This is a genomic window from Kitasatospora sp. NPDC058406 (assembly GCF_042722765.1).
In the GTDB taxonomy this organism is placed as follows: Bacteria; Actinomycetota; Actinomycetes; order Streptomycetales; family Streptomycetaceae; genus Kitasatospora.
The window spans coordinates 1-19,823 of sequence record NZ_JBHXKE010000189.1; the positions used below are offsets into that span (position 1 = coordinate 1).

The following is a 19,823-nucleotide window of genomic DNA, read 5'->3' on the forward strand; positions in this document are numbered from 1 at the left end:
CGTCACGATGGCGTTCACCTCCCGGGCGCCGTCCGCGAGGAACTCGTTCTGGAAGATCTCCACGTCGAACCTGGGCAGGTTCGGCTTGGCCAGTGTTGCCATGGGCGGGTGGCTCCCGTCGGATGGTCGGATGGTGCGGGCGGTCGGTGGGCGTGCAGCGGGGTGGCGGGTGGCGGCGGTCCGCCGGCCCGGTCGGTGCGTGGCGTCCCGGCCTCCGGGCTCAGCGGGCCGCCGGGGGCCGGACCGGGCGCGGGGGGACGGCCGGCGGCTGCGGGGGGAGGGGCGGGACCGGGGGCAGCGGAGCGGCGGCGGAGCCGATCACCGGGATGTCCGGCAGGGTCGGGTCGTGGTCCTCGTCGTCCGCGCCCGCCGGCCCGGATCCGGCCGCGGTGATCACCGGAAGGTCCAGCGCGGTCGCGGTCCGGCCGTCCTCGCCCTCCGCCGGTTCGGCCGCCGGGGGCGGGTCGATCGGGATCACCGCGACGGTGATGTTGTCGTGCCCGCCGGAGGCGACGGCGAACTTGACCAGGGTCTGGGCGGTGGCGAGCGGTTCGGTGCGGGCGTCCGGACGGACGAAGTAGGCGAGGTCGGTGGCGGCCTCGGCGTAGTTCCAGAGTCCGTCGGTGCAGATCAGCAGCACGCCGGGAACGTGCGGGGTGAAGTCGAGGGTGTGCGGGACGACCTCCTCGGCGTCGGCGCCGAGCCAGCCGGTGATGGCGTGGGCGCGCGGGTCCGCGTAGGCCTCGGCCTCGCCCATCAGCCCGGCCTCGACCATCCGGGCGGCCCAGGAGTCGTCCTGGGTGAGCCGGAACGGCTCGGCGGAGACCCGGTCGTCCGGGATCCAGTACGCGCGGGTGTCGCCGACCCAGCCGATGGTGACCCGGCCGCCGGTCGCGATCGCGCTGACGTAGGTGCAGGCGGGCGCGTTGACGTCGGGCCGGAGCGGCTTGGTGCCGTCGGTGGCCAGGGCGGCCACGGCGGCGGCGGCTTCGGCGATCGCCCGGCGCATGGCCGCGGTCGGTTCCTGGCCGGCCTCCAGCGAGCTGAGCAGCGACTCGGAGGCGGCGTCGACGGCGGTCTCGGAGGCCTGGTCGGGCCGGTCGGAGGAGGAGACGCCGTCGCAGACCACGGCCACCACGACCGGTTCGCCGCCGGGCAGCGAGGTGGCGGCGACGGTGAAGGAGTCCTCGTTGCGGTGGTGCCGGACACCCCGGTCGCTGACCCCGGCGACGCCGCCGAGCGCCTTCTCCATGTGGTCGCGGGGGCGCGGCTGGGCGCGGCCGCAGGCCTCGCAGTAGCCGTCGCCGGTGACCTGCTGGAGCCCGCAGTGTGCGCAGGCGGGTCCGCCGTGCGCAGCCGCGGCGCCCGGTGCACCCGCGGCGCCCGGTGCACCCGCGGCGCCCTGGAGGCCCGGCGTGCCGTTGGCGCCCTGGGAGTTCTGCGCCGGGACGGTGGGCGTGTCGGGCAGGGTCGGCGCGTGGCCCTCGTCACCGTCCCGGGCTGCGGACCAGCTGGGCGGCATCGCGCCGGGGGCGGGACGGCCGTCGCGGCTCGCCCCGCAGGAGCCGCAGAAGACGTCCCCCGGGTCCATCGGCTCGGCACAGCTCTGGCACACGGTCTGCTGCGGCATCTCTTACACCCACGTCCTGGGGCGGGCGCGGTTGGCCCGCTCCACCATGTCGATCCTGTTCTCGGCCCGGTCGGCCAACCGGGCGAGTACCCGGTATGACTGCTCCAGGGCGAACCGCAGTTCCCGTTCCACCGCGGGCCGTCCCAGCACGCTGACCTCGCCGGTTGTCCGGCCCACGCCGGTCTCGCCGGGTGACCCGGCGGTGACCCAGCCGAGCGCGGCGCCGAGCACCTCGACGGCGAGCTCCTCGCGGCGGCGGTCGTCCAGGCGCAGCGCGGTCAGCTGCTCGGAGCTCGCGCCGAGGTCGGCGCCGAGCGGGTCGGTGGCGGGCCGCTCGCGCAGCCGGGCCCGGACGGCGGCGATCCGGGCGGGGGTGTACTGGCTGGAGGTGGCCGGCACGGACTCCAGGACGGCGACGGCGCCGGCCCGGTCCTCGTCGGCGAGCCGGACCCGGGCCAGCCCGAAGGCGGCGCTCAGGTAGCTCTGGTCGGTGCTCCACACCAGACGGTAGAACTCGGCCGCGTCGCCGCCGTCGCCGAGGAGTTCGGCGCAGGCGGCGAGGGCCAGCTTGGGGGCGGCCTCGCCGGGGAAGGCGTCGTAGACGGCGTCGAAGGCCTCGGCGGCGGCGCGCAGCGCCTCGTGGTCGGGCGCGCCGGGGTCGGCCGCGGCGGAGACCAGCGAGGTCAGGCCCCGGTACCAGACCACCCGCCAGTCGTCCGGGTACTCCTGGTCCAATGCGGCGAGGGCCTCGACGGCCCGGGTGTGCCGGCCGAGTTCGAGCAGGGCGCGCAGCTCGCGGAGCCGGCGCTCGGCGGAGTCGGCGAGCGCGCCCTCCAGCGCGGCCAGCGCCTCCCCCGGGCCGGTGGCGAACAGGGCGGCGAGGAAGCCGGCGTTGGGGTCGGCCGGGTCGACCCGGGGGACGGGCAGGGCGAGCGCGGCGGCGGCGGGGTCGAGGGCGGCCAGCCGCAGTTCGCCGGGCCGGACCGTCGGTGCGACCAGCTCGGTGTCCACCACGCGCAGTTCGGGGCCGAACAGGGTGGAGGGCGCGGGTCGGGCCCGCCCGTCCTGGAGGGCCAGCACCTCGCGCAGGACGCCGGTGAGCTGGTCGGCCATCTCCTCGGCGGAGGCGAACCGGCGGGCCGGGTCCGGGTCGGTGGCGCGGACGAGGAAGCGGTAGTACGACTCGTACGCGGCGAAGACCGGCACGGACTCCGGGCCGGGCAGGGTGTCCCGGTGGACGGTGGAGTAGCCCTGGAAGTCGAAGCTGAGCACCGCGAGGGTGCGGGCCACCGTGTAGAGGTCGGAGGCGGGGGAGGGGCCGTCGGTGGCGATCTCCGGTGCCTGGTAGCCGATGGTGCCGTAGATCGGGCCGTCGTCGTCGAGGCGGCGGACGGCGCCCATATCGATGATCTTGAGCGTGTCGCCGCTCTGGATCGCGTTGTCGATCTTGAAGTCGCAGTAGACCAGCCCGCGGGCGTGCAGGTAGCCCAGCGCGGGCAGCGCCTCCAGCGCGTACGCGATCGCCTGCTCGACCGGCAGCGGCTCGCGCCGGCCGTCCGGGGTGCGGCGCTCGTTGGCGATGTCCTTGAGCGACTTGCCGCCGACGTACTCCATCACGATGTAGCCGTCGGTCGCGCCGGTGCGCAGGTCCGGGTGCTCGGCGAAGTTGATGATGCGGACGATGCTCGGGTGGTCCACCTCGGCCAGGAACCGGCGCTCGGCGACGGCCACCGCCAGCGCGTCCTCGTCCCCGGTGTCCAGCAGGCCCTTGAGCACCACCCACTTGTCGCTGACCCGCCGGTCCACCGCCAGGTAGATCCAGCCGAGCCCGCCGTGCGCCAGGCAGCCCACCACCTCGTACTGGCCGCCGACCAGGTCGCCCCGGCGCAGCTTCGGCGTGAACGAGTACGGCGTGCCGCACTTGGTGCAGAACCCCTCCGGGCGGCCCGGCGTGCCGTTCCGCTCCCGGCCCACCGGGGTGTCGCACTTGGAGCAGAACCGCTTGCGCTCCGGCACCTCCGGGTTCACCAGCACCGCCTGCGCGGGGTCGGCCGCGGCGACGGTCGGCACCGTCACGAGGCCGGCGCCCAGCCGGTGGCGGGTGCCCACGGTGCCGCTGCCCCGGCTGCTGCGCACCGAGACCGACCGGCCGCTGCCGGTCCGGGTCGAGCGGTGCGAGCGGGAGCGTCCGGACAGCGAACGGGACGAGCCGGTGCGGGACGAGCCGGTGCGGGTCGAGCCGGTGCGCGAGGACCCGGTGCGCGAGGAACCGGTGTCCGGGTCGAGGACGGCGCGCCCGGTCGGGGAGTGCGCGGAGGTGGTCCCGCCGGAGCCCTCGGGCGGCGTGAGGCCGCACTCGTCGCAGTAGCCGTCGGCGTCGATCGTCCCGGAACAGGCGCGGGGGCACGGCAGGCCCGGGCCCGCCGGGGCCCGGACGGCCTGCCGCGCGGCCGGTACGGCCGCGCCGGTGGCGGTCCTCACGGAGACGGAGGAGGTGCCCGCCGGGGCGAGGCCGCACTCGTCGCAGTAGCCGTCCGTGTCGATCGTCCCGCTGCCGGTGCACTCCGGCCGTACGCACGTCTCGCCCATCACCCTCAGCCCCCCAGTCCCTGTCCCTGTGCCGCCTGTCCGTCGACCGGCTCCCCGCCGGCCGGCGCCTGTGCCGCCTCGCCCTGTGCCGGCCGCAGCGACTGCTGGAACCGGGCCACCGCGCCCGCCGCCGCGCGCAGGTCGCAGGGCGCGCTCCAGAGCAGCCAGCGCGCCTTCTCGTACCGCTCCACCACTTCCGGGTCCTCGGCCACCCGCAGCCGGGCGGCCATCGCCTTGTACGCGTCCAGGCGCCCGCGCAGTTCGGCCCGGAAGGCCAGCGGCTGGGTCACCTCGGTGAGCGACTGCCGGGCCCGGGCCAGTTCCTTGGCGGCCGCGTCCTCCAGCGCGTCCAGCAGCGGCGCGAGCCGGTACCACTGCCCGTTCTGCCGCAGCTCCAGGGCGACCACGATCCGTTCGCGCAGCGCCGAGGCCGGGCCCGGGACGGCGGGCACCTCGGTCGCGGCGATCTTCGCCAGCACCTCGCCGCGCGCGCGGCGGGCCTCGGCCAGCGTGACGTCGGCCCGCTGCAGCAGCTCGCCGACGCCCTGCAGGCGCTCCTCGGCGTCGTCGCGCAGCCGCAGCAGGTTCTCCAGCTCCAGCCGGACGCCGTCCAGCGCCCGCCCGGCCCGGTCGAACCGCTCGGTGTCCACGACCCCGGACGGGGTGGCCAGCGCGCCGCCGTCCGGGACGGTCCCGCGCTGGGCGGGGACCCGGGCCGGCCGCCAGAGCGCGAGCGGGTCGCTGCGCACCTCGGCCCGCAGCGCGTTCAGGTCGGTCTCCAGCCCGACCAGGTCGTCGCCGAGCGGGTGGCCGCCGGGGTGCACGCCGAGCGAGCCGGCCAGGGTCTGCACCCGGCGCAGCTCGGCGAGCAGCAGGTCGATCCGGGCGGGCAGCGCCGTCCAGACCGCGTCCGCGGCGGAGACCACCTCCAGCACGGTGGCGTACCAGGAGTTCATCCGGGTCATCAGCCCGTCCAGGCTGACCCGTTCGACCAGCCGGGCGGGCGCGCCGAGCAGTTGCGCGCCGTCCGGTGCGCCGCCGGGCACGGTCACCGCGTCGCCGGTGAGCAGCTCGCTGAGTTCGGCGAGTTCGGGCCCGCCCGGTCGGGCCTTGCGGGCCCGCACCGCGCGGGCCGAGGCGAGCGCCTCCGAGTAGCGGTCGAACAGCGCCCAGAGCATCGGCAGGCCCTGCCCGGCGACGGACCACCGCTCCTGCGTCCGCCCGGACAGCGCGGCGCCGTCGAGCAGCCGCAGCCCGGGGTGGTCCTGGAGGGAGAGCAGCGCGGACTCGACCGCGTCGCGTTCCGCGCCGAGGCGCGCCAGCGCGCGGTCCACCTCCTCCCGGCTCAGCACCGGGCCAGCAGAAGCCGCCAACGCCCTCTCTCCTCCTCCGCCTGCTCCGTGGTTCCCTGTTCCGTGCTTCGCCGCTCCGCGGTCCCCGGCTCCGTCCCGTGCTCCGCGGGGCCTCCGCCGAGATCCGTCCCGACCCTAGCGGGTGCCTCCCGGGAGCCCGCCGTCCCGGCCCTCGGGGTCGTCACCGCGGCATCGGCCAGTAGTGCTCGGCGTCGTTCAGCAGGTACGGCTTGAGCCAGCGGTCGTACGTGCCGCGCCAGGCGCCGCTCGTGTGGTAGTCGCCGAGCACCTGGTTCACCCGGGCCGTCAGGTCGGTGCTGGTCTTCAGCATCGCGATGCCCATCACGCCCGGCCGGACCTCGCCGTCCACCACCCGGACGGTCTGGTCCTGGGCCGCCTGACTGGCCGCCAGGACGTCGTCCGTCATCGTCGCGTCGACCTTGCCCAGCTGCATCAGCACCAGGCAGTCCAGGTTGTTCTCCGGGGTGACGAGCTCCTTGATCGGGCGGTTCTTCAGCTCCTCCAGGGCCGAGGAACCGGCCGCGGCGCAGGCGGTCGTGCCCTTCAGCGCCTCGTCGAGGTTCTTCGCGGTGGACGACTTGGGCACCACCACCCGCTGGCTCATGGTGAAGTACGGCCGCGAGAAGGACACCTGCTCCATCCGCTCGCAGGTGATCGTCATCGTGCGGATGATCAGGTCGACCCGGCCCTCCTGGATGAACTTGATCCGCTCGGCGGTCGGGACCGCCTTGAGCGTCACCTTCTCCGGGTCGCCCATGATCGCGGTGCCGATCGCCCGGGCGAGGTCGATGTCGAAGCCCTCGATCTGACCGGTGTTCGGGTTGCGCGAGCCCCAGCGGTAGCTGTTCAGGTCGATGCCGATGACCAGGCTGCGCTTGGCCTTGATGGCCTTCACCGCGGGCCCGTCCTCGCCGCTCGGCGGCACGCTCCTGTACACGTCGCAGGCGCCCGCCTGCTCCTGCCGGGGCGCCGAGGCCGCCTGCACCTCCAGCGGCGCGCCGCCCGCCGGCGCCGCGCCCGGCGACCCGCTCCCGCCGAGGACCGCCGCGCCGGAGGCCAGCAGCGCCAGCGCCACCGCCGTCCGGGCCGCCCGTACCGTTGCCCTGCTCATCTTCCCGTCCCCCCTCTACCGGTACTCGGCCAGTCGGCGGCCCAGCCCGCGGACCGCCGCGGCGGCCGCGAGCAGGCCCAGCACCGCGACGGCCACGGCCGCGGTGCGCAGGTCCCCGTCGACCCCCAGGGCCGCGTCCCTGAACAGGCCCTCCTCCAGGGTGGCGGCCCTGGCCAACTGTTGGTCGACGGCGTTGAACGAGGCGTCGGCGGTCTTCGGCACGTCCGCCTCCTTGACCGTCACCGTCGCGTCCAGGGCGCCCTGGTAGTCGCCGTCCTTGTTCTCCAGGTCGCTCGCCGCGGTGTGCCGCTCGCGCCACTGCTGGTAGTCGAGCCGCGCCTGGTCGAGCGCTCCCCGGGCCTCCGGCGGTGCCAGCGTCTGCGCCTCCACCAGCGTGCCGGTCGGCGCGGTGCCGGGCTGGGGGTCGGTCGCGACCAGGTGCCCGGAGGTCTTCGACCAGAGCTCGGCGTACTTGGCGCTGGAACCGCGCGCCACCAGGTGCAGGTTCTCCGCCAGCCGGGCGGTCAGTACGTCCACCCGGGCGGAGTTGAGCACCCGCAGGGGCGCCGCGCCCTCGCGCTCCGCGCGCCGGAGCGTGGAGCCGGCGCCGGTCGCGGCCACGGTCAGCCAGAGCACCCCGGCCAGCACGGCGGCGGTCGCCGCCAGCAGCCCCGGGTTGAACACCCGGTTGGTCCGCCGGAACAGCGCCATCTGCACCCAGACCAGCGCCGTCAGCACGATCACACCCAGCAGGTACCCGGCCCACGGGGTGGCCCGGGCGTCCGCGAGGTCGTCGGCCAGCGCCTCGTTCTCGGCCGCGATGAGCTTCTCGGCGGCCGGCAGCAGCCCGGTGCGCATCTGCTCGGAGGCGTACCGCAGGTAGGCGCCGCCGAGCGGGAATCCCTGCCGGTTCTCGGCCCGCGCGTTCTCCACCAGCCCCGCGTACACCGGGACCTGCTGGTTGAGGGTGGAGAGCCACTCCTGCGCGGGGGAGGAGGTGGTGGTCCGGGCCGCCGCCTCGGAGATCAGCTGGGACGCCGTCCTGAGGTCCTGCTCGTAACGGGCCCGGACGGCCCTCGGCTCGGCGCCCGCCAGCAGGAAGCCGGTCGCCGCGGTGGTGTCCGCGTCGGCCAGCGAGAGATGGATGTCGGCGGCCGCCTGGCTGAGCGGCTGGCTGTACCCGACGACCCGCTTCGCGGCCTGCGCCCGGGAGTTCAGCTGGGCGGCGGTGAGCGCGCCGAACGCCAGGGTCAGTACCGCCAGCAGCGCCCCGGCCAGCCGCAGCCGGCCCGGGGCCGTCCGGGTGGCCTGCCCCAGCCGGGCGATCGGCCCGGTCGCCACGGCCACCGGGCCCGGGCCGCCGCGCCCCGGCGCGACCGCTGATGAACCGTCGGGCCGCCCCGGTGCGAGCGCGCCCGACCCCTTCGTACGAACCGGTGTCGCCACCAGCCTCACCCTCCCCTGTGGCCCGCACCCGCATTCGGGACCCGGCCGTTGCCAGCAGTATGGCCGTCACTCCCCGCGGCCACACCCGAGTTGCGCCGATCTTGAGCTTCTCCGCAGCGCTGCGCGCCGCCGGACCGGGTGTCTCCCGGGCCCCGGGCCCCCAGGGTGCGGGGCGGGCGGCGATCGGGTCGACGCGGGAAGCACCCTATGCGGTTCCCCGGACAGTCGGAGGGCTGGGGTCCGCTTGTGCCGGTCCGGTGACGGGGGCAGCCGCTCCGTACGATGGCGGCATGCGTCTTCTGGGAACGATCTCCGCCGACCGTCCGCTGCTCGTCGTCGCCGTCCGGGAGGAGGCCGCCCACCTCGGCGACCGGCTCCCGGTCCTGCTGACCGGCATCGGCAAGCTCAACGCGGCCGCCGCACTGGCCACCGTCCTCGCCCGGGAGACCCACCCCTCCGAGGTGGTCAACCTCGGTACCGCCGGAGCCCTGCGCCCCGGCTGGGAGGGCACCCACACCGTCACCCAGGTGATCCAGCACGACATCGACACCCCCGCCCTGTTCGCACTGACCGGCCGGACGTACGGCGCCCCCCTGGTCGTCGGCAAGGGCGACGGCCCGGTGCTGGCCACCGGCGACCTCTTCGTCTCGGACCCGGCCGCCCGTGACCGGCTGGCCGAGCACGCCGACCTGGTCGACATGGAGGGCTACGCCGTCGCGACCGTGGCCCACCGCGCCGGCGTCCCGGTCCGCCTGGTCAAGCACGTGAGCGACGAGGCCGGCGACGGTGCCGCCCACACCTGGCGCGAGTCCGTCGACACCTGCGCCCGTCACCTCGCCGACTGGCTCCACGGCCAGGGCTGGTGAGGACCGGTCGGCTCCGCCGGGGCCGTCGGGCCGGTGCCCGTGGTTAGGGTGGCGGGCGTGACCGAGAACACCGTGGCCGATGGCGGCGCGAGCGACGAATCCGTGACCGGTGAATCCGCGACCGGCGATTGCGTGACCGGCGATTCCGCGATCGGCGGGGTGGCGACCGGGGACGTGGCGACCGGGAGGCCGGTGGACGAGGGCCGTGCGGGCGGGCGGGCCGACCTGCGCCCGCCGGGGGTCGACGCCGACGAGCACACCACGCTGCTCACCTTCCTGGACTACCTGCGCGCCTGCGTGATCGCCAAGACGGACGGCCTGTCCGACGAGGACGCCCGGCGGCCCGGGGTGGCGTCCGGGACCAGCCTGCTCTGGCTGGTGCGCCACCTCTCCGCCGTCGAACTGAACTGGTTCCTCTGGGCGTACCGGGGTGACGACGTCGAGCTGTGGGACGACGAAGCGCTCTCGCCCGGCGACGAGACGGTGGCGGAGTCGGTGGCCGCGTACCGGGAGGCGATCGTCCGGGCGAACGCGGTGATCGGTGCGGCGGCGGAGCTGGACCGCCCCGGGGCGCGGTCGCTGCGGCCCGACGGCGAGGCGCCGTCGATGCGTTGGCTGCTGGTGCACATGATCGAGGAGACCGGGCGGCACGCCGGGCACGCCGACATCCTCCGCGAGCAGTTGGACGGTGCGGTCGGTCGCTGACGGTCTCCGGCCGCGACCCGCCGTTCCCGCCGTCCGCGCGGTCCCCGCCGTTCCCGCCGTTCCCGCCGTCGACGGGGCGGGTGGACGCCTCGCTGACGGTCAGTGGAATACTCCCCCGCGCACCGTCGGCGCCGTTGCGGCGGCGCCGTGCGTTTTCACACAGGGGGATCAGAAGTTCATGTCATCGTCAGGTAGAAATGCCCGTCGCTCCGTTCGCACCGCGGGGAGTGCGCTGGGGGCGTCCGTTCTCGCGCTGACCCTGCTCACCACCGCGGCCTGCGGTCCGGAGAACAGCTCGGCCGACGTCGCCGTCACGGCCGGCGCGCAGCCGAACCTCGGACTGCCGGCCAATCTGGACGAGCTGAAGAAGTGGAAGTTCGACGACTGGGAGAAGTGGGCGAAGGACTACGCCCTCCCGGCCGCCGCCAAGGGCTTCTGGACCTTGGACAAGCTGCTCAAGGCCAAGCCCGACGAGCCGATCGCGCCGCCTGCGCCGCCCACCGCACCGCCGGCCCAGCCGCCCGCCCAGCCCACGCAGCCCGCCCCGCCGACGCAGGCCCCGGCCCAGCCGACGGCGCCGGGGGCGCCGTCCGTGCCGTCCGCACCGGGCACCAAGCCGCCGGCCGGCCAGCCCACCCAGCCGGGGCAGCCGACCACCCCGGCGGCGCCGAAGCCGTCCAGCACCCAGCAGCCGGCCTCGCAGGCCCCGGCGCCGCCGGCCCAGCCGCCCGCCGGCCAGCCGACGCAGGCCCCCGCCCAGCCGGGACAGCCGTCCCAGCCCGCGAAGCCCTCCCAGCCCTCCCAGCCCGCCCAGCCGGCCGACAACGGCAACGACCCGCTGCCCAAGACGGTCAACGCCCAGCCCCTCCCGCACCCGTACACCAAGCTCGGCGTGCACGGGAAGCTGTTCGCCGACGAGCCGGGCAGCGGCGCGGCCGCCGCCGGCGGGCTCAACCACTTCCAGTGCTCCGCCACCGTGGTCGCCGACCCGGCCCACCCCGGCAGGAGCAACCTGGTCTGGACCGCCGGCCACTGCGTCCACCAGGGCCGGGGCGGCGCGTTCTTCAGCAACCTCTCCTTCATACCGGCGTTCAACAGCAACGGTGCGCTGAGCGGGGGCAAGCAGGCGGACGAGTCCCAGTACGCGCCGTTCGGCATCTGGAACGCCACCCAGGCGGTGACCTCCCCGCAGTGGAAGGCGGAGGGCGGCAAGGGCGGCGACCCGGCGACCCACTACGACTTCGCGATCATCCGGGTGAAGCCCGCCGACGGTGCCAAGTCGCTGGAGGAGACGGTCGGCGGCGCGGTGCCGGTCTGGTTCAACGCCCCGCGCGAGCAGCTGACCATCTCCGAGTACGGCTACCCGGCGGCCGCGCCGTTCGACGGCATGGAGCTCAACCGCTGCGAGAGCGGCCGGCCGTCCCGGCTGTCGTACGAGCCGAGCCGCCCGCCGATGCACGCCATCGGCTGCACCATGACGGGCGGTTCCAGCGGCGGCGGCTGGCTGGCGGTGAAGGACGGCCAACCGGTGCTGGTCAGCAACGTCTCGGTCGGCAAGCACACCGGCGAGCCGAAGTTCCAGGCCGGCCCCTACCTGGACGACGTCGCGGCGGGCGCCTACGACTTCCTCTCCAGGAAGGGCTGAGCCCCGCAGACCGCCGACGGCCGCCCCTCGCACCGGACTTCCCCGGGCGGGGGCGGCCGTCCGCCGCCCGGACGCCGTCGGCCCTACGCGCCGAACGCCGCCAGGTCCAGCGCGGCGAGCCGCTCCGGGTCGCTCAGCACGTCGATGGCCGCGATCGTGCCGCCGACCACCGTGAAGGCCATGATCGAGACCGGCCGTCCGTTGGCACCGACCACCACGACCCCCGCCGCGCCGTTGACGAGCGCCGGGCGCGCGTACGGCGAGAGGCTGCGGAACATGACCGCCTGGCCGGCCACCGTGCGGGCGCCGTTGAGGACCACCGGCCGGCGGTCCCGGCCGGCCGAACCGTCGGCGCGCAGCACCACGTCCGGGGCGAGGACGGCGAGCAGCGCGTCGAGGTCGCCGTCCCGGGTGGCGGCGAAGAAGGCGTCGACGGCCACCCGCTGCCGGGCGAGGTCCCGGTCCGGGGCGGGCGCCTGCCCCTGGACCTTGCGGCGGGCCCGGCCGGCCAGCTGGCGGGTGGCCGCCCCGGTCTTCTCGATCAGCGGCGCGATCTCGTCGAACGGCACCGCGAACAGGTCGTGCAGGACGAACGCGACCCGCTCGGCGGGCGACAGCGACTCCATCACGACCATCAGGGCCAGACCGACCGAGTCGGCCAGCAGCACCTCCTGTTCGGGGTCGACGGCGTCCGCGCACCCGATCAGCGGGTCCGGTATCCGGGGCACCTCGGCGACACCCGCCTCGGCCCGCGACTCGAAGGACTCCTCGCGCCGCCGGGCGCGCGACCGGAGCTGGTTGAGGCAGATCCGCCCGGCCACCGTGGTCAGCCAGCCGCCGAGGTTCTCGACGTCGGCGGTGTCGGTCCGGTCGTACCGCAGCCAGGTGTCCTGGACGGCGTCCTCGGCCTCGCTGATCGAGCCGAGCATCCGGTAGGCGACGGCCCGCAGATGGGACCGGTGCGCCTCGAAGAGTTCGGCCGGCAGTGCTTTCTCGTCCACCCGTGTCACATTCCTTCGTCGCCGTGGGCCGTCGCTCCGGAACCGCGCGACCCGGCGGCTCCGACCGGAAGATCAACTTCCGGCGGGGATGCGAAGTGCCCGACGGCGGCGGTCAGGACCGCCCGGCGGTCACCGGCCCGCCGGCCCTCGCCGCCGTCACCACCGACTCCGCGGTGACCACCTTGGCGAACCGCATCGCGTGCAGCACCGCGCCGGTGGCCCGGGCCAGTTCGGCGGCCGGGACGGTGACCCCGTCGGGCCCGGCCATGTCGAACGCGTGCATCGCGTCGATCGGGAAGACCGCGTCGTACCCGAGGTTGCCGGCCATCCGCGCGGTGGTCTCGTTGCAGACGTTCGTGATGATGCCGACGATGACGACCTGCTCCGCGCCCCGCTCCCGGAGCCAGGCGTGCAGGTCCGGCGTGCCGTAGAAGGCGCTGTTCACGGTCTTGGTGATGTGCAGGTCCGGTTCGACCGCCGCCACGAAGTCCTTCAGCTCGTGGCCCGGGGTGCCCTCCGCGAGCGGCCCGGTGGGGGAGACGTGCTGCACGGTCACGATCGGCCGTCCGGTGGCCTGCCACACGTCGATCAGTTCGCCGATCCGTCGTTCGGCCCCGGGGTTGTCGCGTTCGCCCCAGAACGCGGTGTCCTCGAAGCCCTTCTGGACGTCGATGACCACGAGGACGGAGTCGGGGGCGATGGTGAGCGGGGCGTCGAAGGCGCTGGTGTTCGTCATGCGTCCATCGTGCGGCGGCCCCTCCCGGCGGAGTGAGGGGCGGTGGGGCCACCCATCGATATGATCCTGCCAACCGGCAGGGAGAGGGTGGACGGTCGTGCGCACGGTGGGGTGTCTGGTCTTCGACGGCGTCCGGGCCTTCGACTACGCGGTGATCGGGGAGGTCTGGGACAACCGGCCGAGCCGGCCCGGACTGCCCGACTTCGAGCTGCGGGTCTGCGGCCCGGCCGGCGCCCGGGTGCGGCTCGGCGGCGGCCTGGAGCGGGTGCCGGACCACGGCCTGGACGCGCTCGCCGAGTGCGACCTGGTCGTCGTCCCCGGGATGGAGCGGCCGTACGAGCCGCGCGACCCCGCCGTGCCCGCCGCGCTGCGCGCCGCGCACGAGCGCGGCGTCACCGTCGCCTCGCTCTGCGCGGGTGCGTTCGTGCTCGCGGAGGCGGGGCTGCTCGACGGCCGCCCGGCCACCACCCACTGGGCGCTCGCAGGCGAACTCGCCCGGCGCTTCCCGGCGGTGGACGTCCGGCCCGAGGTGCTGTTCACGGGCGAGGGGCAGATCTGGACCTCGGCGGGGGTGGCGGCCGGCATCGACCTCTGCCTGCACCTGGTCCGTGCCGCCCACGGCGAACGGGCCGCCGCGAGCATCGCCCGCGCGATGGTCACCGCGCCGTTCCGCTCGGGCGGGCAGGCGCAGTTCATCCCGTCCCCGGTCCCGGAGGACGGCGGTGCGGACGGGGACGACCCGCTGGTCCGGGCCCGCGCCGAGGTCCTGGCCGCGCTGGACTCCCCGTGGACGGTCCGCCGGATGGCCGGACTCGCCCTGATGTCGGAGCGCTCCTTCGCCCGCCGCTTCGTCGCCGCCACCGGGACCACGCCGCTGCGCTGGCTGCTGGAACAGCGGGTGCTGACGGCCCAGCGGCTGCTGGAGGAGACCGACCTGCCGGTGGACGCGGTCGCCGTCCGCTGCGGCTTCGGCTCAGCCGTCTCGCTGCGCCCCGCCTTCACCACCCGGGTCGGCGTGGCCCCGCGCGAGTACCGCCGCGCCTTCCGGGGCCGGGAGCTCTAGGCCCGGGGCCGGCCGCCACCGGTGATTCGGGCCGCCCGGTCGGCTCCGGCGCTCTCGATCCGGGGCGTCAGGCCGTCCAGGAGGTTGGCCAGGCCGAACTCGAACAGGGCGTCCAGGTCCAGGTCGTAGCCGCTCGCGAGGTCCGCCATCAGGCGGGTGAAGACCGGGAAGCGGCCCGAGTCGGCGAGCGGGCCGAGGGCGGGGACCCGGCTGTCCGTCCACTGGTCGGCGGTGACGCCGGTGGAGGACTGGGCCTGTGCCTCGCGCTCCAGGTTGACGGCGATGCCCTCGATGTAGCTGTACAGCAGGACGTGGACGTCCATCATCGTCGTGGGGTCCAGGCCGTGGCCGTCCAGTGCGGCGAGCGCCCACTCGGCGTGGGCCAGCAGGTTGGGCAGCATCAGCGGCCGGGTGACCGGGCTGAGCTGGGCGAGCCAGGGGTGACGCCGGAACAGCGCCCAGAGGGTGCGGGCGCTCAGTTCCAGGCGGGGCCGCCAGCCGGCGGGCGGCTCGGCGGGGTAGGAGGCGTCGCCGAACGCGGCGTCGGCGGCGAGCAGGACGAGTTCGTCCTTGCTGGTGACGTACCGGTACGGGGACATCGCCGAGACTCCGAGCCGGGCCGCCACGGCGCGCATCGAGAGGGCGGGGAGGCCTTCCGCATCGGCCAGGTCGAGGGCGGCCCGGACGATCCGCTCGCGGCTCAACTCGCCTTCCTGCGGGTGTTGGTGCCGAGCGGGCTGGTGCGGACGCGCGGGAGCCGGTGCGTCGGCCCCGGTGGCCGTGGTCGTCGCGGAGGGCGTGGCGGGCGTGGCGGGCGTGGCCACCACGGTGCCGACCCGGGGGAGAGCCTCCACCAGGCCCTCCAGGCGCAGCACGGTCAGCGCCTTGGTGGCGGTGGCGAGGGCGACGCCCCACTCCTGGGCGATCCGTCGGGTCGAGGGCACCCGCTCGCCGGGCGAGAGCTCCCCGGTGCTGATGCGCCGCCGCAGTTCGGCGGCGATGCGCCGGAAGGGGGGCGGGGCTGTGTCCGGTGCCACGGGCAGGGCTCCTCGGGTGAGGTATTTCGTGGGGGCGGCCGCTCTGTACTAGCTCAGACCCTAGCAGCGCCGATGGCGGTCCCGGCCGTCCTGTCCTAGCTCAGAACTGGGCCCAAGCGGCGTGGAGGGCGCTTGCGGCGCCCTGAATTTACGTCGTACATTCAGGTCGCTTACAGCGTACGAAGCCGAACAGGGAGCACCCGTGAAGACCGTCCTCATCTCCGGTGGCGGAGTCGCCGGCACCGCGCTCGCCCACCTGCTGCACCGCAACGGCTTCGCCCCGACGGTGGTCGAGCTGGCCCCCGGCCCCCGCGCCGGCGGCCAGGCGGTCGACATCCGGGGCGTCGCCCTCGACGTGATCGAGCGGATGGGGCTGGGCGAGCAGGTCCGTGCCGTCCGGACCAGGATGCGCGGCATGTCCGTCGTCGACGCCGACGGCAACGAGGTGCACCGCTCCACCGAGGCGACCTACAGCAGCGGCCGTCTGGACAGCGGTGACGTCGAGCTGCTGCGCGAGGACCTGGTCGCGATCCTGGCCGAACACGCCTCCGGTGAGGCCGAGTTCGTCCACGGCGACAGCATCGCCGAGCTCCGCGAGGACGAGCACGGCATCCACGTCGCCTTCGAGCGCGGGCGGCCCCGCACCTTCGACCTGGTGGTCGGCGCGGACGGACTCCACTCGCGGGTCCGCCGGCTGGCCTTCGGCCCGGAGGGGCGGTTCCTGCATCCGCTCGGCACCCACGTCGCGATCTTCGAGGCCGACAACTTCCTCGGCCTGGAGGACTGGCAGGTCTGGCACCGCGACGGGGAAGCCGGCTACGGCGTCTACCCCGTGCGCGACAACCGGGAGTTGCGGGTCACCTTCGGCTGGAGGAGCGAGGAGGCCGTCGAGCGGGACGGCGATGCGGCGCGGACGCTGGTCGCGGAGCGGATGGCGGAACTCCGCTGGGAGACGCCCCGGCTGCTGGCGGCGCTGCACCGTTCGACCGGCTTCTACGCCGACGCGATGGCGCAGATCCACCTGGACCGCTGGTCCGCGGGCCGCGCCGTCCTGCTCGGGGACGCCGGGTACTGCGCCTCGCCGCTGTCGGGCCAGGGGACCGGCCTCGCCCTGGTCGGCGCCCACCTGCTGGCCGACGAACTCGGCCGGGCCCGTGCGGCCGGGGAGGGGCACGCCCCGGCCTTCGACCGTTACGAGCGGCGGATGCGCCCGTTCGTCGACCTCAACCAGGCGCTCGCCACCGAGAACCCGGGCGGCCCGGCGTCCGAGGAGTCGGTCGAGCGGGCGAAGAACGCGATCTCCCTGGACGCGAATTGACCCATGATTCCGACGGCTGAATGCACCATGTTCCTGGTCGCATCCGACCTTAGAGTGATCATCACGAGGTCGCGGCAGGGAGCCGGGACCGCCCGATCCGGGGGAGCACCACCATGACCGCCAGCCCGCTGAAGCCGCTGCTGACCCGCGCCGCCACCGCCGAGACCACCAGCGACCCGAGCAGCGTCATGACCCTGCTCGCCGACTGCGGGACCGACGGCAGCCCGATCACCAGCTACCGTTCCTCCTTCGCCGAGGGGGCCGTCGGCGCCCCGGCCCACTTCCACACCCGGGCCTCCGAGCTGTTCTTCGTCATCGGCGGTGCGCTCCAGGTGCTGGTCGAGGACACGGTGGAGACCCTCGGCGCGGGTGACTTCCTGCTCGTCCCCCCGCACGCCCCGCACGCCTTCGCCGCCGCACCCGGCTCCGCGGCCGACGTGCTCTTCGTGTTCACGCCGGGCATGCCCCGCTTCGACTACCTGCGGCTGCTCGGCCGGGTGATGCGCGGCGAGGCGAGCCCGCAGGAGATCAAGGACTCCTCCGAGCTGTACGACAACCACTACGTGGACAGCCCGCTGTGGCGCGCCACCCTGGCGGCCGCAGCCGGCAAGTGACCTGCCGGGAAGGGGCTCCGGTCCCCGGGCCGGGCCCCGGCGTCAGTCGCGGGCCGGGCGGCTGCGGCCACGGGCGCCCCGCCGCGCGTCCGGGCGTCGTCGCGCACGCGCCGACGGCGGCGGTGGTGCGGGTCCCGGCCGGGCAGCCGGGGACAGGCCGGGCGGCACGTCGAGTGGCGCGTCGGGCGGCCCGCCGGGCGGTGCGGGCTCGGGGTGCGGGCGGTGCCGGATCCGCAGTTCCACCGGGACCGCGGGGGAGAGCGCCTCGCGCAGCTCCCGGTGCAGGGCGTCGGCGTCGGTGTCCGGCGGGAGCGACTTGGGTGCCAGCCGGTGGCGGGCGAACTGTGCGGTCAGGGTGACGGTGAGGGCGGCCGGGCGCGGGTCGCCCCCGTGGGGTGCCTCGGTGGAGCGGTCGATCCGGATCCGCCGCAGTTCGGTGACGGGCATGGGGCGTCCGACCCGTGCACCCCGGACGAGGGTGACCGTGGCCGGCCCGTCCGCGGGGGCGAAGCGGAGCCGGTGCACCTCGTGGAAGGCGCTGCGGGTGAGGAACGCCCACCCGGCGACCGCCGCCGCGCCACCGATGAGGGCGGCCACCGACCAGACCGGCCCCCATCCCGTGCCGGTGAGGAGCATGAGGACCGCCACGGGGCCGGAGGCGAGCGCGCCGACGAGGAACAGTGCGGGCACGGCCAGCGCCGACCCGAGCGAGGTCGCGAACGCGTAGCGGAGGGAGCCGCCGCGCTCCCAGAGGACGAGGTCGAGCACGTCCGGGTCCGAACGATCGATCCGTACCGGCTGCATGACGCAACGTTAGGTCGGATTCGCCGGTCGGTGGAAGTGGGTGCCCGGCCGTCCGCCGGACGCGCGCGGCCGGGGCCGCCGGGGCTGCCGGGGTCGCCGGACCCGCCGGGCGCGTCATCGGCCAGGGTGCGGGGGAGTTGGCCGAACCCCGCTCCGGGGGTGGCTCCGGGGGAGCGCCGGACTCCGGCCGGCTCGCCCCCGCCTCCCTCCGAAGCGGCGATTTCCGCTCCCGATCGGTCCGTTCGGATCGCTTTCGACCAGTACCGGTCATGTCCTGGTGCGCTGTGTGATCGAGCCGTTACAGTCGCCCATCGTATGCGGATGATCTCCATTGGATCGGACTGAGGCGGTAGCCATGGCACAGGAATCCAGGATCGACGTAGCCCTCGCACTCAAGGAGGGGCAGGCGGAGCCCGGTTCGGCAGAGGTGGCGGAGCTTGCCGCCACCCTCTCGCCCGAGGTGTGGTTCGCCGGTGCGCTGGAGCGCTCGGAGGGCGGCGGCCGGGAGGCCGACGTGGTCTGGGATCTGAGCGGCACGTACAAGGACCGGACCGCCCGGGGCAAGGCCGCGGTCTACTACGCCAACCCGAAGATCGGCCTGCGCCGGCCGTTCGTCTTCGCGGACGGTTTCAACTACGGCCCGAGTGACCTTCCCGGCCTCTTCGCGTACTTCAACACCCCGTACGACGGCAAGCAGGGCCTCTTCGACCAACTGCTCGGCCAGGGCATCGACGTGGTCCTCCTCGGCTTCGAGGAGCGGCACACCTACATCCAGGCCAACGCCGAGGTCGCGATCGACGGCATCCTCCGGGTGATCGCGGAGCGCGTCGGCGACGAGCGGCTCACCGTCGGAGGGGTGAGCATGGGCGGCATGATCACCCGCTTCGCGCTCGCCAAGCTGGAGACCCAGAAGGTGGATCACCAGACCGGGACGTACCTCTCCTACGACACGCCGCACAACGGCGCCTGGATCCCGCTGATCCTCCAGCAGCTGGCGTACTTCTTCGAGGACGTCACCCCGGCCGGCCCCGGCGGGGTCAAGCAGGCCGACCTGATCCGCAGCCCTGCCGCCCAGCAGCTGCTCTGGGCCTGGGTGGAGAACTCCAAGTACTCGGGACCGGTGGCGACGTCCAGCCCGCTGCGCAAGGAGTTCCTGGAGGACCTCCGGCGGTTCGGCGACTTCCCGGCCGTCCCGCTCAAGCTCGGGGTCTCCAACGGCCGGCGCGACGGGGTCGGCCTCCCGCTGCCGGCGGGCGAGGTGGCGTTCGACTGGCAGGCCCTGATCGCCAGCGCGACGGCCCGGTTCCAGGCCGAGAGGGGCGAGAAGCAGAAGATCGGCGGCATGCACCTGGGCCTGGCGGTCCGCCGCAGCACGACCACCGACGTCCCGGCGCTGGACGGGGCGCCCGGCGGCACGCTGGACTCCTTCGGCAAGGTCGCGGACGCGCTGAAGGCGAAGATCTCCGACGACTTCCGCAGCGGGACGTTCGTGCCGTCGGTCAGCGCGGCGGCGCTGGCCTTCGACCCGGTGAAGTGGGACGTCGCCCCGACGCTGTCCATCACCGACGCCGACCTCGAGAACGGTCACCTGGACGAGGTCGCTTTCGACACGGACAACCACGAGCACAGCCACATCTCCGGCGGCCTGATCGACTGGATCGTGGCGCGCGTCGGGCGCTGACCTGGCACGCCTCGCCGAATTGGTTCGAAGCACCCCTGCGCATGGGCTATGGTTTACCCATCACCCAGATGCGCGGGTGGCGGAATAGGCAGACGCGCTGGATTCAGGTTCCAGTGCCCGAAAGGGCGTGGGGGTTCAACTCCCCCCTCGCGCACATTGGTCAACCGACCCGGAACGGCCGGTCGAACCGACTTCACGTCGGAT

General features: G+C 74.7%; 16 protein-coding genes and 1 tRNA gene. 8 read left to right on the forward strand and 9 right to left on the reverse strand.

What is annotated here, in order from left to right; translation table 11 throughout:
* Nucleotides 1-220 precede the first annotated feature (220 nt).
* The 5 genes from ACFWOG_RS29570 to ACFWOG_RS29590 all read right to left on the reverse strand — a co-directional run bounded on the left by ACFWOG_RS29570 (nucleotide 221) and on the right by ACFWOG_RS29590 (nucleotide 8,044).
* Nucleotides 221-1,630: a PP2C family protein-serine/threonine phosphatase gene (locus ACFWOG_RS29570; protein ID WP_380361890.1), complete on the reverse strand. Its 1,410-nt coding sequence runs from the start codon at nucleotides 1,628-1,630 to the stop codon at nucleotides 221-223.
* 3 nt (nucleotides 1,631-1,633) lie between these two features.
* On the reverse strand, nucleotides 1,634-4,219 hold the full coding sequence (locus ACFWOG_RS29575) for a tetratricopeptide repeat protein (protein ID WP_380361892.1): 2,586 nt from the start codon (nucleotides 4,217-4,219) through the stop codon (nucleotides 1,634-1,636).
* A 5-nt stretch (nucleotides 4,220-4,224) separates the two neighbouring features.
* On the reverse strand, nucleotides 4,225-5,592 hold the full coding sequence (locus ACFWOG_RS29580) for a hypothetical protein (protein ID WP_329949382.1): 1,368 nt from the start codon (nucleotides 5,590-5,592) through the stop codon (nucleotides 4,225-4,227).
* Between the two features lie 160 nt (nucleotides 5,593-5,752).
* A complete protein-coding gene (locus ACFWOG_RS29585; RefSeq protein WP_380361895.1) occupies nucleotides 5,753-6,703 on the reverse strand; it encodes a glutamate ABC transporter substrate-binding protein in 951 nt (316 codons plus the stop codon).
* Between the two features lie 15 nt (nucleotides 6,704-6,718).
* Nucleotides 6,719-8,044 carry a hypothetical protein gene (locus ACFWOG_RS29590; protein WP_380361897.1) on the reverse strand — a complete coding sequence of 442 codons (1,326 nt, stop codon included), beginning with the start codon at nucleotides 8,042-8,044 and terminating at the stop codon, nucleotides 6,719-6,721.
* Nucleotides 8,045-8,439: 395 nt separating this feature from the next.
* Here ACFWOG_RS29590 and ACFWOG_RS29595 point away from each other — a divergent pair, with 395 nt between their 5' ends.
* From ACFWOG_RS29595 to ACFWOG_RS29605, 3 genes are all read left to right on the forward strand, one after another.
* Nucleotides 8,440-9,015, forward strand: a complete 576-nt coding sequence (locus ACFWOG_RS29595; RefSeq protein WP_329881982.1) for a nucleosidase — start codon at nucleotides 8,440-8,442, stop codon at nucleotides 9,013-9,015.
* Nucleotides 9,016-9,072: 57 nt separating this feature from the next.
* Nucleotides 9,073-9,720 (forward strand): DinB family protein, encoded by a 648-nt coding sequence (locus ACFWOG_RS29600; RefSeq protein WP_380361899.1) that lies wholly within the window; start codon nucleotides 9,073-9,075, stop codon nucleotides 9,718-9,720.
* A 178-nt stretch (nucleotides 9,721-9,898) separates the two neighbouring features.
* Nucleotides 9,899-11,365 carry a hypothetical protein gene (locus tag ACFWOG_RS29605; protein WP_380361901.1) on the forward strand — a complete coding sequence of 489 codons (1,467 nt, stop codon included), beginning with the start codon at nucleotides 9,899-9,901 and terminating at the stop codon, nucleotides 11,363-11,365.
* Nucleotides 11,366-11,448: 83 nt separating this feature from the next.
* Here the strand turns inward: ACFWOG_RS29605 and ACFWOG_RS29610 are convergent, their stop codons facing one another.
* Complete coding sequence (locus ACFWOG_RS29610) at nucleotides 11,449-12,366, reverse strand: sigma-70 family RNA polymerase sigma factor (protein ID WP_380361903.1); 918 nt, start codon at nucleotides 12,364-12,366, stop codon at nucleotides 11,449-11,451.
* Between the two features lie 112 nt (nucleotides 12,367-12,478).
* Nucleotides 12,479-13,102 carry a cysteine hydrolase family protein gene (locus tag ACFWOG_RS29615; RefSeq protein WP_329949388.1) on the reverse strand — a complete coding sequence of 208 codons (624 nt, stop codon included), beginning with the start codon at nucleotides 13,100-13,102 and terminating at the stop codon, nucleotides 12,479-12,481.
* 97 nt (nucleotides 13,103-13,199) lie between these two features.
* On the opposite strand from ACFWOG_RS29615, the gene ACFWOG_RS29620 reads away from it, so the two are divergent.
* Complete coding sequence (locus tag ACFWOG_RS29620; RefSeq protein ID WP_329949389.1) at nucleotides 13,200-14,165, forward strand: helix-turn-helix domain-containing protein; 966 nt, start codon at nucleotides 13,200-13,202, stop codon at nucleotides 14,163-14,165.
* On the opposite strand, the gene ACFWOG_RS29625 is transcribed toward ACFWOG_RS29620, so the two are convergent.
* Complete coding sequence (locus ACFWOG_RS29625; protein ID WP_380361911.1) at nucleotides 14,162-15,208, reverse strand: TetR/AcrR family transcriptional regulator C-terminal domain-containing protein; 1,047 nt, start codon at nucleotides 15,206-15,208, stop codon at nucleotides 14,162-14,164. The genes ACFWOG_RS29620 and ACFWOG_RS29625 overlap by 4 nt on opposite strands.
* 196 nt (nucleotides 15,209-15,404) lie before the next feature.
* Here ACFWOG_RS29625 and ACFWOG_RS29630 point away from each other — a divergent pair, with 196 nt between their 5' ends.
* Nucleotides 15,405-16,520, forward strand: a complete 1,116-nt coding sequence (locus tag ACFWOG_RS29630; protein WP_380361906.1) for an FAD-dependent monooxygenase — start codon at nucleotides 15,405-15,407, stop codon at nucleotides 16,518-16,520.
* A 113-nt stretch (nucleotides 16,521-16,633) separates the two neighbouring features.
* Nucleotides 16,634-17,134 (forward strand): cupin domain-containing protein, encoded by a 501-nt coding sequence (locus ACFWOG_RS29635; protein WP_329949392.1) that lies wholly within the window; start codon nucleotides 16,634-16,636, stop codon nucleotides 17,132-17,134.
* A gap of 42 nt (nucleotides 17,135-17,176) precedes the next feature.
* Here ACFWOG_RS29635 and ACFWOG_RS29640 read toward each other — a convergent pair whose 3' ends face one another.
* Nucleotides 17,177-17,938 (reverse strand): hypothetical protein, encoded by a 762-nt coding sequence (locus ACFWOG_RS29640; RefSeq protein ID WP_380361908.1) that lies wholly within the window; start codon nucleotides 17,936-17,938, stop codon nucleotides 17,177-17,179.
* 355 nt (nucleotides 17,939-18,293) lie between these two features.
* Here ACFWOG_RS29640 and ACFWOG_RS29645 point away from each other — a divergent pair, with 355 nt between their 5' ends.
* Both ACFWOG_RS29645 and ACFWOG_RS29650 read left to right on the forward strand, forming a co-directional pair.
* The gene (locus ACFWOG_RS29645) at nucleotides 18,294-19,619 is read left to right on the forward strand and encodes a hypothetical protein (RefSeq protein ID WP_329949394.1); all 1,326 of its coding nucleotides are present in this window, start codon (nucleotides 18,294-18,296) and stop codon (nucleotides 19,617-19,619) included.
* A 70-nt stretch (nucleotides 19,620-19,689) separates the two neighbouring features.
* A tRNA-Leu gene (locus ACFWOG_RS29650) sits at nucleotides 19,690-19,773 on the forward strand.
* Nucleotides 19,774-19,823: the final 50 nt, after the last annotated feature.